General features: G+C 67.7%; 14 protein-coding genes. 6 read left to right on the plus strand and 8 right to left on the minus strand.

Annotation, left to right across the window (positions count from 1 at the left end):
- Position 1: 1 nt before the first annotated feature.
- From LGN17_RS18630 to LGN17_RS18640, 3 genes are read right to left on the minus strand one after another with little or no spacing between them, the layout of a single operon-like run.
- Positions 2–205, minus strand: a complete 204-nt coding sequence (locus LGN17_RS18630; RefSeq protein ID WP_048244099.1) for a DUF1656 domain-containing protein — start codon at positions 203–205, stop codon at positions 2–4.
- Positions 202–2403 (minus strand): FUSC family protein, encoded by a 2202-nt coding sequence (locus LGN17_RS18635; RefSeq protein ID WP_226198085.1) that lies wholly within the window; start codon positions 2401–2403, stop codon positions 202–204. The genes LGN17_RS18630 and LGN17_RS18635 overlap by 4 nt, the downstream gene beginning before the upstream one ends.
- A 14-nt stretch (positions 2404–2417) precedes the next feature.
- On the minus strand, positions 2418–4010 hold the full coding sequence (locus LGN17_RS18640) for an efflux transporter outer membrane subunit (protein ID WP_226198086.1): 1593 nt from the start codon (positions 4008–4010) through the stop codon (positions 2418–2420).
- Between the two features lie 157 nt (positions 4011–4167).
- On the opposite strand from LGN17_RS18640, the gene LGN17_RS18645 reads away from it, so the two are divergent.
- Positions 4168–5109: a LysR family transcriptional regulator gene (locus tag LGN17_RS18645; protein WP_226198087.1), complete on the plus strand. Its 942-nt coding sequence runs from the start codon at positions 4168–4170 to the stop codon at positions 5107–5109.
- A 117-nt stretch (positions 5110–5226) separates the two neighbouring features.
- The gene (locus LGN17_RS18650; protein ID WP_163008969.1) at positions 5227–5379 is read left to right on the plus strand and encodes a hypothetical protein; all 153 of its coding nucleotides are present in this window, start codon (positions 5227–5229) and stop codon (positions 5377–5379) included.
- Positions 5380–5441: 62 nt separating this feature from the next.
- Here LGN17_RS18650 and LGN17_RS18655 read toward each other — a convergent pair whose 3' ends face one another.
- Genes LGN17_RS18655 through wrbA form a run of 4 tightly spaced genes read right to left on the minus strand, consistent with a single transcriptional unit; the run spans position 5442 to position 8747 of the window.
- The gene (locus tag LGN17_RS18655) at positions 5442–6272 is read right to left on the minus strand and encodes a metallophosphoesterase (RefSeq protein ID WP_226198088.1); all 831 of its coding nucleotides are present in this window, start codon (positions 6270–6272) and stop codon (positions 5442–5444) included.
- A 25-nt stretch (positions 6273–6297) separates the two neighbouring features.
- Positions 6298–7716, minus strand: a complete 1419-nt coding sequence (locus tag LGN17_RS18660) for an FAD-binding oxidoreductase (RefSeq protein ID WP_226198089.1) — start codon at positions 7714–7716, stop codon at positions 6298–6300.
- A gap of 21 nt (positions 7717–7737) precedes the next feature.
- Positions 7738–8130, minus strand: a complete 393-nt coding sequence (locus LGN17_RS18665) for a DUF2069 domain-containing protein (RefSeq protein WP_175971714.1) — start codon at positions 8128–8130, stop codon at positions 7738–7740.
- Complete coding sequence (gene wrbA / locus LGN17_RS18670; RefSeq protein ID WP_226198090.1) at positions 8127–8747, minus strand: NAD(P)H:quinone oxidoreductase; 621 nt, start codon at positions 8745–8747, stop codon at positions 8127–8129. Before wrbA ends, LGN17_RS18665 begins: the two co-directional genes overlap by 4 nt.
- Before the next feature lie 145 nt (positions 8748–8892).
- On the opposite strand from wrbA, the gene LGN17_RS18675 reads away from it, so the two are divergent.
- A complete protein-coding gene (locus LGN17_RS18675) occupies positions 8893–10224 on the plus strand; it encodes a YihY family inner membrane protein (RefSeq protein ID WP_226198091.1) in 1332 nt (443 codons plus the stop codon).
- Positions 10225–10240: 16 nt separating this feature from the next.
- On the opposite strand, the gene LGN17_RS18680 is transcribed toward LGN17_RS18675, so the two are convergent.
- Complete coding sequence (locus LGN17_RS18680; protein WP_226198092.1) at positions 10241–10558, minus strand: Mpo1-like protein; 318 nt, start codon at positions 10556–10558, stop codon at positions 10241–10243.
- Positions 10559–10716: 158 nt separating this feature from the next.
- Here LGN17_RS18680 and LGN17_RS18685 point away from each other — a divergent pair, with 158 nt between their 5' ends.
- From LGN17_RS18685 to aroC, 3 genes are all read left to right on the plus strand, one after another.
- Complete coding sequence (locus LGN17_RS18685) at positions 10717–11172, plus strand: CBS domain-containing protein (protein ID WP_006488504.1); 456 nt, start codon at positions 10717–10719, stop codon at positions 11170–11172.
- Positions 11173–11314: 142 nt separating this feature from the next.
- Positions 11315–13249, plus strand: a complete 1935-nt coding sequence (locus LGN17_RS18690; RefSeq protein ID WP_226198093.1) for an MFS transporter — start codon at positions 11315–11317, stop codon at positions 13247–13249.
- Between the two features lie 275 nt (positions 13250–13524).
- Complete coding sequence (gene aroC, locus LGN17_RS18695) at positions 13525–14625, plus strand: chorismate synthase (protein ID WP_226198094.1); 1101 nt, start codon at positions 13525–13527, stop codon at positions 14623–14625.
- The last annotated feature ends 109 nt before the right edge of the window (positions 14626–14734 follow it).

Below are 14734 nucleotides of genomic sequence, written 5' to 3' on the forward strand. Positions count from 1 at the left end.
ATCAACGGTAAACGGCAAGACTCAGTCCGCCGCAAATGCAGACGAGAAGGCAGGCCCGGAACAGCGACGGGTGCCAGACGACACGGTAGAGGCCTGTATAGGCGAGCAGGCGGTCGACGGCCCAGGTCGCGAGCGCGCCGAGGACGAACATCAGCACCACCGTGGGCATGTAGGCATCGAGAATGGCGATTTCACGCGGCATCATGACGAGGCTCCTGGTTGGGGACGCACGGGGCGGTTGCGGTTGAGCGCGGCGAGCGGCGATTCGGGATCGAGCAGTGCCGTGCGCACGAAATGCAGGTGGCTCAGGATGCGCTGCAGCCGGTGACGTTCCTCGCGCGTCGGCGTGAACGCGTCGAGCGTCTGCCGGGTCGCGTCGATCGCATCGTTGACCGCGGCGAGCGTGGTGTCGAAGCGTTTGGCGTCAGGCCGGGTGAACAGCGACGCCAGCGCGGCGCGCATCGTCTCGATCGCGCGTCGCCACGGCGTCGCCGGCGCGTAGCGCGGGTCCGGCGGCAGCGTCGCCAGCTCGTGGCGCAGGTCGATGGCCGCATTGCCGGTTTCGAGCACCGCGAACATCCAGCGCAGCGCGTCGCGCTGCACGTCGGGCTGGTCGGCCGACAGCGTGTGCGCCTGGTACATCAGGTCGCGCGCGCCGCTCTCGAAGCGCGTGCGCAATCCGGCGAGCCGCGCATGGCAGGCCGCGACGGCCTGGTGACGCAGGTCGGCGAACAGCCGCTTCTTGAGCCACGGCGCGGTCGGCGGGAACAGCACGGCGAACGCGATCGCCGATACCAGCATCGACAGCAGCAGCGCGAGCGCGTCGTTCATGAAGCTGGTGGGATCGTAGTGCGTGATGCTGTCGGGGCCGGCCAGGAAGCAGAAGAAGATCAGGTAGCCCATTCCGTAGCCCGCGAGCTTCGGCTTCAGCGTCATGTAGATGCCGATCGCGAGTAACGGCGCGAGCGCCGCGCACAGCAGGACGAAGCCGTCGATCCGCGGGTAGATGCCGAACATCAGCAGGAAGCCGGTGCAAACGGCCAGCGCCGTGCCCATCCCCATCTGCGCGGCCATCGCGGTCGGGCGTGGCGCCGACGACGCGAGCGCGCAGGTCGCCGCGGCGTTCAGCACCAGCATCACGCCGCTCGGCCACGCGGTCTCGATCCAGAACCAGCCCAGCGCGAGAATGACCGTTGCGGTGCGGATGCCGGCGATCGTGGCGGCCGTCCGGTTGGTGCGCGGCTCGTAGCGTTCGATCCAGCGTTCGCGCTCGTGCGTCGCGGTCGTGAGCGACGCATAGGTCGCCGCGTATTCCTGCAGGTCGGTGATGAAGCGGTACAGCAGTTCGGCGGCCGTGTCGAAGTCGAGCAGCGGGAAGTCGGGCTGCGTTTCGAGCTCCGCGCGCGTCGCGCGGATGCGGCGCGGCAGCGCGTCGCGCCACGCGAGCAGTTGCTCGGCCGAGTGCGCGGCGTCGACCGACGTGCGCACGGGTTCGCCATCGCGCGTGAGCAGCGGCGCGATTTCGCGGAAATATGGTTCGATCGCATCGATCGCGGCCTGCGCACCGGCTGCGTGCAGTCGGTTCATCAACTGATGCAGCGCGTGAAAGCGGCTCGACGCGCTCATGAACTCGCTGTTCAGTCGCGCCAGGCGGCCGCTGCGCATGCGCGTGTCCGGATTCTCGAACACGGCCATGCTGCGCGCGGCCTCGAAGCCGACCACGTCGGCGACGAAGCGCGTGTGGATGGTCTCGATGTGCGCGCGGTCGAGCTGGCCCGACAGCGCCGACGCGACGTAGTCGACGAAGCTGCCGAAGCGCTTGCGCACCGTCGTGCGCATCTGTTCGCCCGTGTACTGCGGGAACACGAGCGCGCTGACGACGCCGGCCGACACGATCCCGATGATGACTTCCGAGACGCGCGTCATCGCGCTCATGAATGCACCGTCAGGGTGTTGCGACGCGGGCAGGCCGATCAACGCGGTCGTATAGCCGGCGAGCAGGAAGCCGTAGCTGCGGAAGTTGCGGTTGCGCGCGGCGCCGGCTGTGCACAGCGCGATCCACAGCGCGATGGCCAGCAGGAACAGCTGCGGCTGCTGCGGGAACAGCCCGACGAACGTGAGCGTCGCGATGAGCCCGAAGATCGTGCCGGCGACCCGGTAGAAGCTTTTCGCGAGCACGGCGCCGCTTTGCGGCTGCATCACGATGAAGACGGTCGTCATCGCCGTCTTCGGTGCCGGCAGGTCGAGCCGCATCGACACGCCGAGCGCGATGAAGGTCGCGAGCAGCGCCTTGAACAGGTAGAGCCACGCGGCGCCGTCGGTGCGGGCCCAGTCGCCGAACGCGGCGCTCCAGGCAGAGAACGGACCGCCGGCGGGCGTGGAAGCGGGGGGGAAGGCTGACATGGCGTCGCTCCGCGTTACCGTGCGGCCGGCACGCCGGACGCACCGGCGGCGGCCACCTGCGCGGGCCGGGCGCCTGCCGCCACGGGCTTGGCACCCGGCGCGGCGGCAGGCGCGGCTGCGCCCGCGGCGGATTCGTCGTGCGACGGATGGCCGTCCTGCAGGTCCGTACCCGTCTCGACGCCGCCGCCGAGCGCGGCCATCAACTGCGCGTGTGCGGCGATGCGTTCCGCATCGATGCGGGCGGCCGTCTCCTGCGCGCGCAGCAACTGCTGCTGCGCGACCAGCACGTTCACGTAGTCGGTCAGCCCGCGGCGGAACCCTTCGCGCGACAGCTGATAGCTGCGGTCGTTGGCGGCCACCGAGCGTGCGGCGTCCTTCTTCTGCGCATCGAGCGAACGAATTCGCACGACCTGGTCGGCGATATCCTTGAGCGCGCCGACGATCGTCTGGTTGTAGCGCTCGACCGCCTGGTCGTAGCCGGCATTGGCCGCGCCGAGCTGTGCGCGCAGCCGGCCGCCTTCGAAGATCGGCAGCGACAGCGCGGGGCCGGCCGTCCAGCCGCCGTTCATCGCGCGCAGGAAGTCGGTGAACGGTGCGGTCACGCCGAAGCCGCCGACCGTCGCGAGCAGATCGATGTTCGGGTAGAACGACGCCTTTGCGACATCGATGCCGCGCGCCTGCGCGTCGACTGTCCAGCGCGCCGCGACGACGTCGGGGCGGCGGCCGAGGAGGTCGGCCGGCATCGCCGACGGCAGGCCGGCAGGCGCGTCGAGCGACAGCTGCGGCCGCTTGATCGCGTCGCCCGCGCCCGGACCCTTGCCGGCCAGCGCGGCAAGCTGGTGCCGCGCGAGCTGGATCGCTTCCTCGTAGCTGTCGATCTGGCGCTCATAGTCGGGCAGTGTCGATTCCGCCTGGCTCACTTCGAGCTGCGTGCCGAGGCCCGCCTGCAGCCGCTTGCGCGCGAGATCGGCGAGCGAGTGCTGGCGTTCGAACGTCTGGTGCGCGAGATCGAGCAACGCATAGTTCATCGACATCTGGACATACGCGCGCACGACGTTGACCTCGAGCTCGAGCTTTGCCGCACGCGCATCGGCGGCGCTCGCATGCGCCGTGTCGAGCGCGCGCTCGGTCGCGTTCTTGTCCTTGCCCCACAGGTCGAGGTGGTACGACAGGCCGAGCGTGCCGGTGTTGTTCCAGGTATCGGCGTTCGCGAGCGGCCCCGGGCCGTAGTACACGTTGTCCGGCCAGTGCTCGCGCATCAGCGAGAGGTTGCCGTTGATCTGCGGCAATTCGGCCGAGCGGGCCACGCGCGCCATCGCCTGCGCTTCGCGCACCCGGGCCTCGGCGGCCGCGAGTGTCGGGTTGCCGGCCTGGGCGGCAGCAATCCAGGCGTCGAGTTGCGGATCGCGGTAGGCGCGCCACCAGTCGGCCGCGGGCCAGCCCGCGTCACGGTCGGCAGCACGGATCGCGGCGCCGGCGTCGAGCGCGTTCGCCTCGATGCGGGCCGACTGCGGCTTGTTGTCGCCCATGCTCGCGCATCCGGCCATTATTAATGAGACTGCAAGAACCGCCAGTGCGAGCGTCCCTTTTGTCGCCGGAGACTGCACGATTTTCTCCCTTTCGGATATAGATGAGTCGGATGCGATTATATTTTTCAGTGATTCCTGAATAAATGGACAAGGGTGCAAGTCATTTTTACGAATCCTGAGACAATACTTGTTCGCCTCTGTGCAACAATCCGTCCGGATTCAAATGGGCAATGGGATGGATACGTTACAAAACATGCGGGTATTCGTCCGCGTGGTCGACGCGGGAAGCTTTACCGCGGCCGCCCAGCAGATGAATTCGACCACCGCCTACGCGTCGCGCGCGGTTTCCGATCTCGAGGCGCACCTGCGCACGCGCCTCCTGAATCGCACGACGCGCCGGATCGCGCTGACCGAAGCCGGCGAGCGCTACCTGCAGCGCTGCGAGCAGATCCTCGCGTATGTCGACCAGGCCGAAGCCGAGGCGGGCGACGCGCATGCGCGCCCGTCGGGCAAGCTGAAGGTTCATTGCTTCACGAGCCTCGGCCAGCACTACCTGGTGCCGGCCGTCGCGCGCTATCGCGAGCGCTACCCGGACGTGCACGTCGAGCTGACACTTGCGCAGCGGATGCCCGACCTGCTCGACGAGGGGTATGACGTCGCGATCGTCGTCGGCCGCGACCTGCCGGATTCGGGGCTCGTGTCGCAGCGGCTCGGCGAGAGCTACAGCGTGGTGTGCGCGTCGCGCGGCTATGTCGAGGCCCATGGCGTGCCGCAGCGGCCGGCGGATCTCGCGCAGCACGTCTGCCTCGGGATGGTCGCGCCGGGTTTCCAGTTCGACGAATGGGCGCTGGCGGGGCCGAACGGCGACGAGGTCGTCCCGATCACGGCGCCGCCGTTTCGCGTCAACGTCGCCGAGGCGCTCGCGGTGGCCGTGCGGGAAGGGATGGGGATCGGCGGTCTGCCGCTTTATTCGGCGATCGGCTGGTTGCGCAGCGGCCACATCGTGCGCGTGATGCCCGAATACCGGTCGCACGTGATGAACATCTATGCGCTGTATCCGTCGCGCCAGTACCTCGACGCGAAAATTCGCACCTGGGTCGATTTCCTGCGCGACGAACTGCCGGCCACGCTCGCAGCCGACGAAGCCGCGCTCGAGCAGTACACGCGTGCGGCATGACAGCGCGGATGACTGCGATCTGACGAGATTTGTCCTTCACGCAACATTTTTTTACGAACGCGTGTCAGACAGTTTGATACTGTGGGAATTAACGAGATACGCAACCCCGGAGTAGCAATGGATACGCACCTGATGATCGGCCTTGGAGTCCTGCTGGGCGCGGCCGCGGCCGCCGCGGCGACCCGCGACCTGCTGCGCGCGATGAAGGCGAAGGCGCAGATGAAGCCGGTGCCGGTGCGGGTGCGCGAGCAGCGCCGCCCCGGCCGCTGATCCCGCCGTTATCACGCTCCAGGTCGAACAAGGCCGCGCAATGCGGCCGGGCGGGCCGGCGTTCAGCCGAGCTCGACGACCTTGTCCCACGCGAACGCGGTATTTTCCAGTTCGCCGGTACGCCGGTGGATGTAGCCGCGCGGGTTGCACACCACGCGTGTGCCGCCGTCCGCCACGTAGTCGAATGACGTATGCGTGTGGCCGTGGAGCCATAGATTGACCGGCGGCTGCACGAGTGCCGCCATGTCCGTCACGAATCCCGCCGACGCAAGATCTTCCGCATAGCGCTCCGCCAGCGAGCGCCGGTGCGGCGCGTGGTGGGTCACGACGATCGTTTGGCCCGCGAACGGCGTCGCGAGCTGTGCTTCGAGCCACGCGCGACTGCGTCGATGCAGCGCGATGGCGTCGGCCGGCGAGAAATCCCGTTCCGGCGTGCCCGGCACCGCATGCAGCGCCGCGTCGTGCGGCCAGGTCACCTGGATCAATCCCTTGAAATCGAGCATCACGCGCAGCCCGGCCTCGATCGATCGGGCAAGGCTGGCTTCGTCGGCACCGAACAGCGAAAAATCGGCCCAGAGCGTCGTGCCAAGCACGCGAAAACGCTGCCCGGGATCGACGTAGGCGTCGTTGTTCAGGTAATGCACGTTGTCGAGCGCCTGCGCTGCATCGCGCATCGCCGTCTCCAGTGCGCCGAATTCCCCGTCGTAGTACTCGTGGTTGCCCGGCACGTAGATCACCGGCACCGCGGGATCGAACGTTTCGGCGGCCCAGCGCAGGCCTTCCGCGTGGTTGTGGATGTCGCCGGCCAGCACGACGAGATCCCCGTCGGCATGCGGAATCGCGTCGGGCAGGTTGCTTTCGAGATGCAGGTCGGACAGGACGCGGACTTTCACGGACGTGGCTCCGGAGTGGGTGGCTTCAGCGCAGGACCTTGCCGGGATTCATCAGGCCGCGCGGATCGAGCGCGGTCTTCAGCGTGCGCATCAGCGTCGTTTCCACCGGCGACTTGTAACGCTGCGCGTCCTCGATCTTCAACTGGCCGATGCCGTGCTCCGCGCTGATCGTGCCGTGGTGGCGGTGCACGTTGTCGTAGACGATCCGGTTGATCGGCGCCTGGAACGCGGCCAGGAACGCTTTCGGGTCGCCGCCTTCGGGCATCTGCACGTTGTAGTGGAGATTGCCGTCGCCGAGGTGGCCGAACGTGACCATCCGCGCGCCCGGCGCGGCTTGCTGGATCGCCGCGTCGGTCTCGTCGATGAAGCGCGCGATCGACGAAATCGGCACCGCGATGTCGTGCTTGATGTTGAGCCCCTCGTCGGCCTGCGCGAGCGGGATGTGTTCGCGCAGGTCCCAGAATGCGCGCGACTGCGCGAGATTCTCCGCGACCACCGCGTCGACCACGAGCCCCGCCTCGAACGCTTCCTCCATCAGTTTCTCGAACAGCGCGCGCGCATGCGCTTCGCTTTCGTTGTCGGACAGTTCGAGCAGCACCGTCTGCGCATGCGTCTGCGCGAACGGGTAGCGCAGTTGCGGGTAGTGCTTGCCGACGAGCTGCATGCAGAAGTCCGACATCAGCTCGAAGCCGGTCAGCAGCGGCCCGGCCGCGCGCTGCGCGAGCGCGAGGAAATCGAGCGCCGCGTGCGGCGAATCGAGCGCGGCGAGTGCCGTGACCTGCGCGGCCGGCAGCGGATGCAGCTTCATCACGGCCGCCGTGATGATCCCGAGCGTGCCTTCCGCGCCGATGAACAGGTCGCGCAGGTCGTAGCCGGTGTTGTCCTTGCGCAGTCCGCGCAGGCCGTCCCAGATTTCACCCTGGGGCGTCACGACCTCGAGCCCCAGACACAGCTCGCGCGCGTTGCCGTAGCGCAGCACGGCGGTGCCGCCCGCATTGGTCGACAGGTTGCCGCCGATCGTGCAGCTGCCTTCCGCCGCGAGGCTCAGCGCGAACAGCCGGCCGCCTTCGCGGGCGCGCGCCTGCACGTCGGCGAGGATCACGCCGGCTTCGACGGTGATCGTGTTGTTGTGGGGATCGAGCGCACGCACGCGGTTCAGCCGCGCGACGCTCAGCACGGCCTGGCTGCCGCTCGCGTCGGGCGTGGCGCCGCCGGCCAGGCCTGTATTGCCGCCTTGCGGCACGAGTGCGATGCCGTGTGCATTGGCCAGCTTGACGAGCGCGGCGACCTCGGCGGTGTTCGCGGGCTTCAGCACCGCGCACGCGGCACCCTGGTAGCGGCGGCGCCAGTCGGTCAGGAATGGTTCGGTATCGTGCGGGTCGGTCAGCACATGATCGGCGCCGATCGCGTCGCGGCACGCGGAAACGAAAGCTTCGGAGGACATCTTCACCTTGTCGCGTAAGGGTCAGGACGCAGCGCGCGACTTTTTCGCCGCGCGCTTGAACGGCGCGACGTACGCCAGCGCCGCCGCGAAGAAGGCGACGGCAAGCGTGGTCTCGCACCAGCCGAGCGTCGCGGACAGTCCGCGATCGGACATGCCGCGCACGACGCCTTCGGCGAAATAGACGAGTATCAGCATGCTCGCCCACTGCATCGTATAGATGTTACGCCGCCAGACGCCCGGCAGCGCGAGCGCGAGCGGGATGGCCTTGAGCATCAGCGCGGAGCCGCCCGGGCGCAGCGGCGCGAGCCACAGCTCCCACGCGAGCGACAGCGCGATCAGCGCGACGAGGCACGCGGTGGCGACCCGCGCGTAGCGCGGCCGGGCCGCGACGGCGGGGCGGGCGGGGGCGTTCATGAGGCCTCGGCGGCCTGGGCGCTGGAGAGGGCGGCCGCCGCGCGCGCGAGCCGCACGCCGAGCGCGGCCGCGAGCGCCTTTTCGTCCGCCGACAGCCCGGCGGCTGCCGAGCGATCGTGCTGCGCGACGTGCGACGCGCCGTACGGCGTGCCGCCGGTGCGCGTCGTGGTGAGCGCGGATTCCGTGTACGGGATCCCGACGATCATCATCCCGTGATGGAGCAGCGGCAGCATCATCGACAGCAACGTCGATTCCTGGCCGCCGTGCAGGCTGCCCGTCGACGTGAACACGCTGGCCGGCTTGCCGGACAGTGCGCCCGACAGCCATTGCGGTGTGGTGCCGTCGAGGAAATACTTGAGCGAGGCGGCCATGTTGCCGAAACGGGTCGGCGAACCGAGCGCGAGGCCCGCGCATTCCTCGAGATCCCGCAGTTCCGCGTATGGCGGGCCGTTGGCGGGGATGTCGGGGGCGGTGGCTTCGCAGACGGCCGACACGGGCGGCACGGTGCGGATGCGGGCCTGCATGCCCGGCACGCTGTCGATGCCGTTCGCGATCGCGAGCGCGAGATCGCGCGTGGCGCCGTGACGGCTGTAATAGAGGACGAGAATGTCTTTCATGGGCGACGGAGCCGCGTGCGGCCGCGCGCGCGCCCGGTGCAGTCGGCCCCTGCTGGAATCGAGCGGCTATTATAGGGGCTGAAGCCGTCGCGCAGCGCGGTGGCGGCGCGCCGTCGGGCGCGCGGAATCAGGAAGGAGAAGCCGTTTGCCGAAGTTGAGCGTCGATCTCGACACCATCAAGCGCCTGGCGCAGTTCGCGGCCCGGCGCAGCGCCGAGGATCGCATCCCGCAAGTGGCGGGCAGTCTGACGTTTACGACGATGCTGGCGCTCGTGCCGCTCGTAACGGTCGCGTTCGCGCTGTTCACCGCTTTCCCGATGTTCTCGTCGTTCCAGATCTCGCTGCAGGGGTTCCTCGCGGATCACCTGATGCCTGCGCAGTTCAACATCCAGATCTTCAAGTACCTGAATCAGTTCGCGTCGAAGGCGAAGGGGCTGACGACGGCCGGCCTGATCGTGCTCGTCGTCACGTCGGTGATGACGATGATGACGATCGAGTCGGCCTTCAACCTGATCTGGCGCGTGCGCAAGCCGCGGCCGTTCGCGCAGCGCGTGCTCGCGTACTGGGCGCTGATTACGCTCGGCCCGCTGCTGTTCGGCGTGAGCCTGTCGATCTCGTCGTACCTGTTCACGCAGTCGCTGGCGTTCACGGGGGCGGCGCCGTCGACGTCGATCGTCGAATGGCTGCTCGCGCTCGTGTCGCTGCCGCTGACGGTGCTCGCGTTCACGCTGCTGTACGTGTACCTGCCGAACTGCACGGTTGCATGGCGCGACGCGGTGATCGGCGGGCTGTTCGCGGCCGTCGCGTTCGAGCTCGCGAAGCGCGGCTTCGGCTACTACGTGCGGCGCATTCCGACCTATACGGCCGTCTATGGCGCGTTCGCGGCGTTGCCCGTGTTCCTGTTATGGGTGTACCTGAGCTGGTTCATCGCGCTGCTCGGCGCGATGGTGGCCTCTGCGCTGCCGGCGATCCGCGTCGGCCAATTCCACCGTATCCACTATCCGGGCAGCGATCTGCTTGACGCGCTGGAAATGCTCGCGCGGCTGGCCGACGCACGCACGGCCGGCAAGCGCGGCTACACGGCGATGCGGCTCGCGACCCTGCTGCGCTGCGACATGGAAACCGCGCAGCGCCTGCTGACGACGATGGAGGAGCGCGAATGGATTGCGCGGCTCGACGGCGGCGGTGAGACCACGCCGCGCTACATCCTGCTCGCGAACCCCGAGCAGCTGACGCTTGCGCAACTGTTCGACGTGCTGGTGATCGACCGCACGGAACTCACCTACCAGCTGCAGCGGCGCCGCAGCCACGTCGATGGCGCCGCGCTGCTCGCGGTGCTGTCGAGCGACCGGTTCGACGTGTCGCTCGCGTCGCTGATCGCCGCGCACCGGCTTGCGGGCGCGCAGCCGGCGGCAAGCCCTGGGCAGGCGCCGGGCACCGTGTCCGACCCGCATGCGCGGCCGCCGCGGCCGGCGTGAGCGGGGCGCTCGGCCGTTACAGCGGGATCTTGCCGGTGCAAATGTCCTTGAACATCACCCAGTCGCCCATCAGGCTGTAGATCGGGTGCCGGAACGTGGCCGGGCGGTTCTTCTCGAAGAAGAAGTGTCCGATCCACGCGAACCCGTAGCCGCAGACGATGGCTGCCGGCAGCCACGGCCAGTTGCCGGTCGCGATCGCCATCGCGACGCAGCCGATCACGCCGAGCGAGCCGATGAAGTGCAGCCGCCGCGACGTCAGGTTCTGGTGTTCGTTCAGGTAATACGGGTAGAAATCGGCGAAGCTGGCGAATTGCTCCGAATGCGTATGCGCCATGGACGTCTCCTCTGGCCGCTGTTCATGGGGCCATTGTGCTGCCGGCGGACCGCTTCCGCAAGCGGGGCGCGGGCCGCCGCGCGGGCCCGAGCTTTCCTTTTGACAGGCTTTCCGATAGGATCGAAAGAGGTTTTGCATTCAAGCATGAGGGGACTACGATGCGCGTCAGCGATATTCTGAAAGTGAAGGGCAACACGCTGTTTACGGTGACGCCCGATAAGCCGCTGCGCGAAGCGGTCGATACGATGGCCGAGCACGACATCGGTTCGCTCGTCGTGATGGAGTACGGCGATCTCGTCGGGATGCTGACGTTCCGCGAGATCATCCTGCGCCTGCACGTGAATGGCGGCGCGATCGGCGACGTGCAGGTGCGCAAGGTGATGGACGAGCCGCTCACCTGCACGCCGGAAACGGACGTCAACGAAGTGCGCCGGATGATGCTCGAGCGCCATGCGCGCTATATGCCGGTGCTCGACAAGAAGGTGCTGATGGGCGTCATTTCGTTCTACGACGTCGCGAAGACGGTCGTCGAGGCGCAGAGCTTCGAGAACCGGATGCTGAAGGCGTACATCCGCGACTGGCCGGAATCGGAAGCCGAAGCGCACAAGCCGTGAACCACGCCGCGCCCTGCGCCCCGACGCGCGGGCGTCGCCATCCGGCACGCGGCGGCGCAGGTTGGTCCTGCGCCGCCGTTTTTTCAACGACAACACAACAAGGCCCGCGCAGCTTCGCCAAGACGACGCGCGCGTATTCCGCATGAGCGATCAAACGCAAGCCACATCCGGGCAGCGCGACGAACGGCGCGCCCACGCGTCGCAGTTCGACCTGCTGCGCGAGCGTCGTTTCGCACCGTTCTTCACGACCCAGTTCCTCGGCGCGCTGAACGACAACGTCTTCAAGATCGGCTTCACGTCGCTGGTCACCTATCACACCGCGCGGTTCGCCGGCGTCGATGCGAAGACGGCCGCCTTCCTGATTTCCGCGATCTTCATTTTGCCGTTCGTGCTGTTCTCGGCGACCTCCGGCCAGATCGCCGACAAGTACGACAAGGCGACTCTCACGCGCTTCGTGAAGACCTTCGAGATCGTGCTGATGCTGGTCGGTGCGGCGGGCTTCGTCACGCATAGCGCGCCCTTGCTGTACCTGTGCACGTTCATGATGGGGATGCACTCGACGCTGTTCGGGCCCGTCAAGTATTCGTACCTGCCGCAGCATCTCGGCGAGCACGAGCTGGTCGGCGGCAACGGCCTCGTCGAGATGGGCACGTTCATCGCGATCCTGATCGGCACGATCATCGGCGGCGCGGCCGCGGGCATCGAAGGCAGCGGCGAGCGCGTGCTCGCGGTGAGCGTCGTCGTCATCGCGCTCGCGGGCCGGTTCGTCGCGCAGCGCGTGCCGTCCACGCCGGCGCCGCAGCCCGATCTCGTGATCAACTGGAATCCGTTCAGCGAGACCTGGCGCAACCTCGGGCTCGCACGCCAGAACCGCACCGTGTTCCTGAGCCTGCTCGGCATCTCGTGGCTGTGGTTCGTCGGCGCGACGTTCCTCACGTCGTTCTTCAATTTCGCGAAGGACGTGCTGTCCGCGAGCCCTGACGTCGTCACGATCCTGCTCGCGACGTTCTCGGTCGGCATCGGCCTCGGCTCGCTGCTGTGCGAACGCCTGTCGCAGCGGCGCGTCGAGATCGGCCTCGTGCCGCTCGGCTCGATCGGCATCAGCGTGTTCGCGATCGAGCTGTATTTCGCGAGCCATGCGCTGCCGTCGCCCGGCCATCTGCTGTCGGTTGGCGAGTTCCTGGCCGGTGCGCGCCACTGGCGCATCCTGGCCGACCTGTTCCTGCTCGCGATGTTCGGCGGCTTCTACAGCGTGCCGCTGTACGCGCTGATCCAGAGCCGCAGCGCGCCGACGCACCGCGCGCGGATCATCGCCGCGAACAACATCCTGAACGCGCTGTTCATGATCCTGTCGGCCGTGATGGCGATGGGGTTGACCAAGGCCGGCGTCGATATCCCGGGGCTGTTCCTCGTCACCGCGCTGCTTAACGTGATCGTCGCCACGTATATCTATCTGCTCGTGCCCGAGTTCCTCCTGCGCTTCGTTGCGTGGGTACTCGTACACACCTTCTACCGGATTCGCCTCGTGCATGCGGAGCGGATTCCGGCAGAAGGGGCCGCCGTGCTCGTGTGCAACCACGTCAGCTACGTCGACGCGCTCGTGCTGGCCGCCGCGAGCCCGCGTCCGATCCGTTTCGTGATGGATCACCGGATCTTCAAGACGCGCTTCGCGAGCTGGGTGTTCCGGCATGCGAAGGCGATCCCGATCGCGCCGCGCCACGAGGATCCCGCGATGCTCGCGCGCGCGTACGACGCATGCGAGGCTGCGCTGAAGGAAGGCGAACTCGTGTGCATCTTCCCGGAAGGCAAGCTGACGAAGACGGGTGACATCAACACGTTCCACCACGGCATCACGGAGATCCTGACCCGCACGCCGGCGCCGGTGATTCCGATGGCGCTGCGCGGGCTGTGGGGCAGCTATTTTTCGCGGCATTCCGATGCGCGGATGCCGCGGCCCATCAAGCGCGGCGTCATGAGCCGGCTGACGCTGGCGGTCGGTGAGCCGATCCCGGCGTCGGTTGCGACGCCCGAGTCGCTGCAGGCCGCGGTGACCGAACTGCGCGGCGCGCGGAAGTAGGCGGCGGGCAGGTGGCGTCAGGCGGCTCCGAGCGGTGCGGTCCGGCTCCGATCACTCGCCGATTCGATCGAGGCTTGCCTGCTTTCGTCCGCGCGAAGGCCGGCTTGCCCGTCCCACGGTACGTCCCGCCGGCGACATGCCGTGCAGGGCCCGCGCCGGCGGGACGACTGGCATAATATAGGCCTGTCTATATTTCACGACGCGCAAGATATAGGCCTGTCTATATTTCGGCAGGTCCGTACTGGCTTGTCCTTTTCTCATTCGGCGGTTCCATCATGTCCGGCAATACCCTCGGCACGCTTTTCACTGTCACGACCTTCGGCGAATCGCACGGTCCCGCGATCGGCTGCGTGATCGACGGCTGCCCGCCGGGAATGGGGCTGACCGAAGCCGACATCCAGGTCGAGCTCGATCGCCGCAAGCCCGGCACGTCACGTCACGTGACGCAACGGCAGGAGGCCGACGAGGTCGAGATCCTGTCGGGCGTGTTCGAAGGCGTGACGACCGGTACGCCGATCGCGCTGCTGATCCGCAACACCGACCAGCGCAGCAAGGATTACGGCAACATCGTCGAGACGTTCCGTCCCGGCCACGCTGACTACACCTATTGGCAGAAGTACGGCATCCGCGACTACCGCGGCGGCGGCCGTTCGTCGGCGCGCCTGACCGCGCCGATCGTCGGCGCGGGGGCGGTTGCGAAGAAGTGGCTGCGCGAGCGCTTCGGCGTCGAAGTGCGCGGCTACATGAGCGGTCTCGGCGAGATCGACGTGCCGTTCGTCGACTGGTCGCACGTGCACGAAAATCCGTTCTTCTCGCCGAATGCGGATGTCGTGCCGGAGCTCGAGGCGTACATGGATGCGCTGCGCAAGGACGGCGATTCGATCGGCGCGCGCATCGACGTCGTCGCGTCGGGCGTGCCGGTCGGCTGGGGCGAGCCGGTGTTCGACCGTCTGGATGCGGACATCGCAAAGGCGATGATGAGCATCAACGCGGTGAAGGGTGTCGAGATCGGCGCGGGCTTCGAAAGCGTCGCGCAGCGCGGCTCGGTGCATGGCGACGAGCTGACGCCGGACGGTTTCGTCGGCAACCATGCGGGCGGCGTGCTCGGTGGGATTTCGACGGGTCAGGACATCACGGTGTCGATCGCGATCAAGCCGACGTCGAGCATCCGCACGCCGCGCCGTTCGATCACGAAGGCCGGCGACGAGGCGACGGTGGAAACGTTCGGTCGTCACGATCCGTGCGTCGGCATTCGTGCGACGCCGATCGCCGAGTCGATGCTCGCGCTGGTACTGATCGACCATGCGCTGCGCCATCGCGCGCAGTGCGGGGACGTCGAGACGTCGACGCCGAAGATCGCGGGCAGCGCGACCTGACGCAAGCGGGCGGGGCGCTGCGCGTCTCGCCCGGCCGTTGCGCGGAGCATGCAAAACGGGGCGCTGCTTGAGGCAGCGCCCCGTTTCGTTTGCGGCGGCCGATCAACGC

Origin of the sequence: Burkholderia sp. AU30280 (genome assembly GCF_020420125.1) — a bacterium.
Classification (GTDB): domain Bacteria; phylum Pseudomonadota; class Gammaproteobacteria; order Burkholderiales; family Burkholderiaceae; genus Burkholderia.

Bases quoted from the DNA above. Each gene is read 5' to 3' on its own strand.
- LGN17_RS18630 (WP_048244099.1), bottom strand. From the start codon at position 205: ATGATGCCGCGTGAAATCGCCATTCTCGATGCCTACATGCCCACGGTG.
- LGN17_RS18635 (WP_226198085.1), bottom strand. From the start codon at position 2,403: ATGTCAGCCTTCCCCCCCGCTTCCACGCCCGCCGGCGGTCCGTTCTCT.
- LGN17_RS18645 (WP_226198087.1), top strand. From the start codon at position 4,168: ATGGATACGTTACAAAACATGCGGGTATTCGTCCGCGTGGTCGACGCG.
- LGN17_RS18650 (WP_163008969.1), top strand. From the start codon at position 5,227: ATGGATACGCACCTGATGATCGGCCTTGGAGTCCTGCTGGGCGCGGCC.
- LGN17_RS18660 (WP_226198089.1), bottom strand. From the start codon at position 7,716: ATGTCCTCCGAAGCTTTCGTTTCCGCGTGCCGCGACGCGATCGGCGCC.
- LGN17_RS18665 (WP_175971714.1), bottom strand. From the start codon at position 8,130: ATGAACGCCCCCGCCCGCCCCGCCGTCGCGGCCCGGCCGCGCTACGCG.
- wrbA (WP_226198090.1), bottom strand. From the start codon at position 8,747: ATGAAAGACATTCTCGTCCTCTATTACAGCCGTCACGGCGCCACGCGC.
- LGN17_RS18680 (WP_226198092.1), bottom strand. From the start codon at position 10,558: ATGGCGCATACGCATTCGGAGCAATTCGCCAGCTTCGCCGATTTCTAC.
- LGN17_RS18685 (WP_006488504.1), top strand. From the start codon at position 10,717: ATGCGCGTCAGCGATATTCTGAAAGTGAAGGGCAACACGCTGTTTACG.
- LGN17_RS18690 (WP_226198093.1), top strand. From the start codon at position 11,315: ATGAGCGATCAAACGCAAGCCACATCCGGGCAGCGCGACGAACGGCGC.
- aroC (WP_226198094.1), top strand. From the start codon at position 13,525: ATGTCCGGCAATACCCTCGGCACGCTTTTCACTGTCACGACCTTCGGC.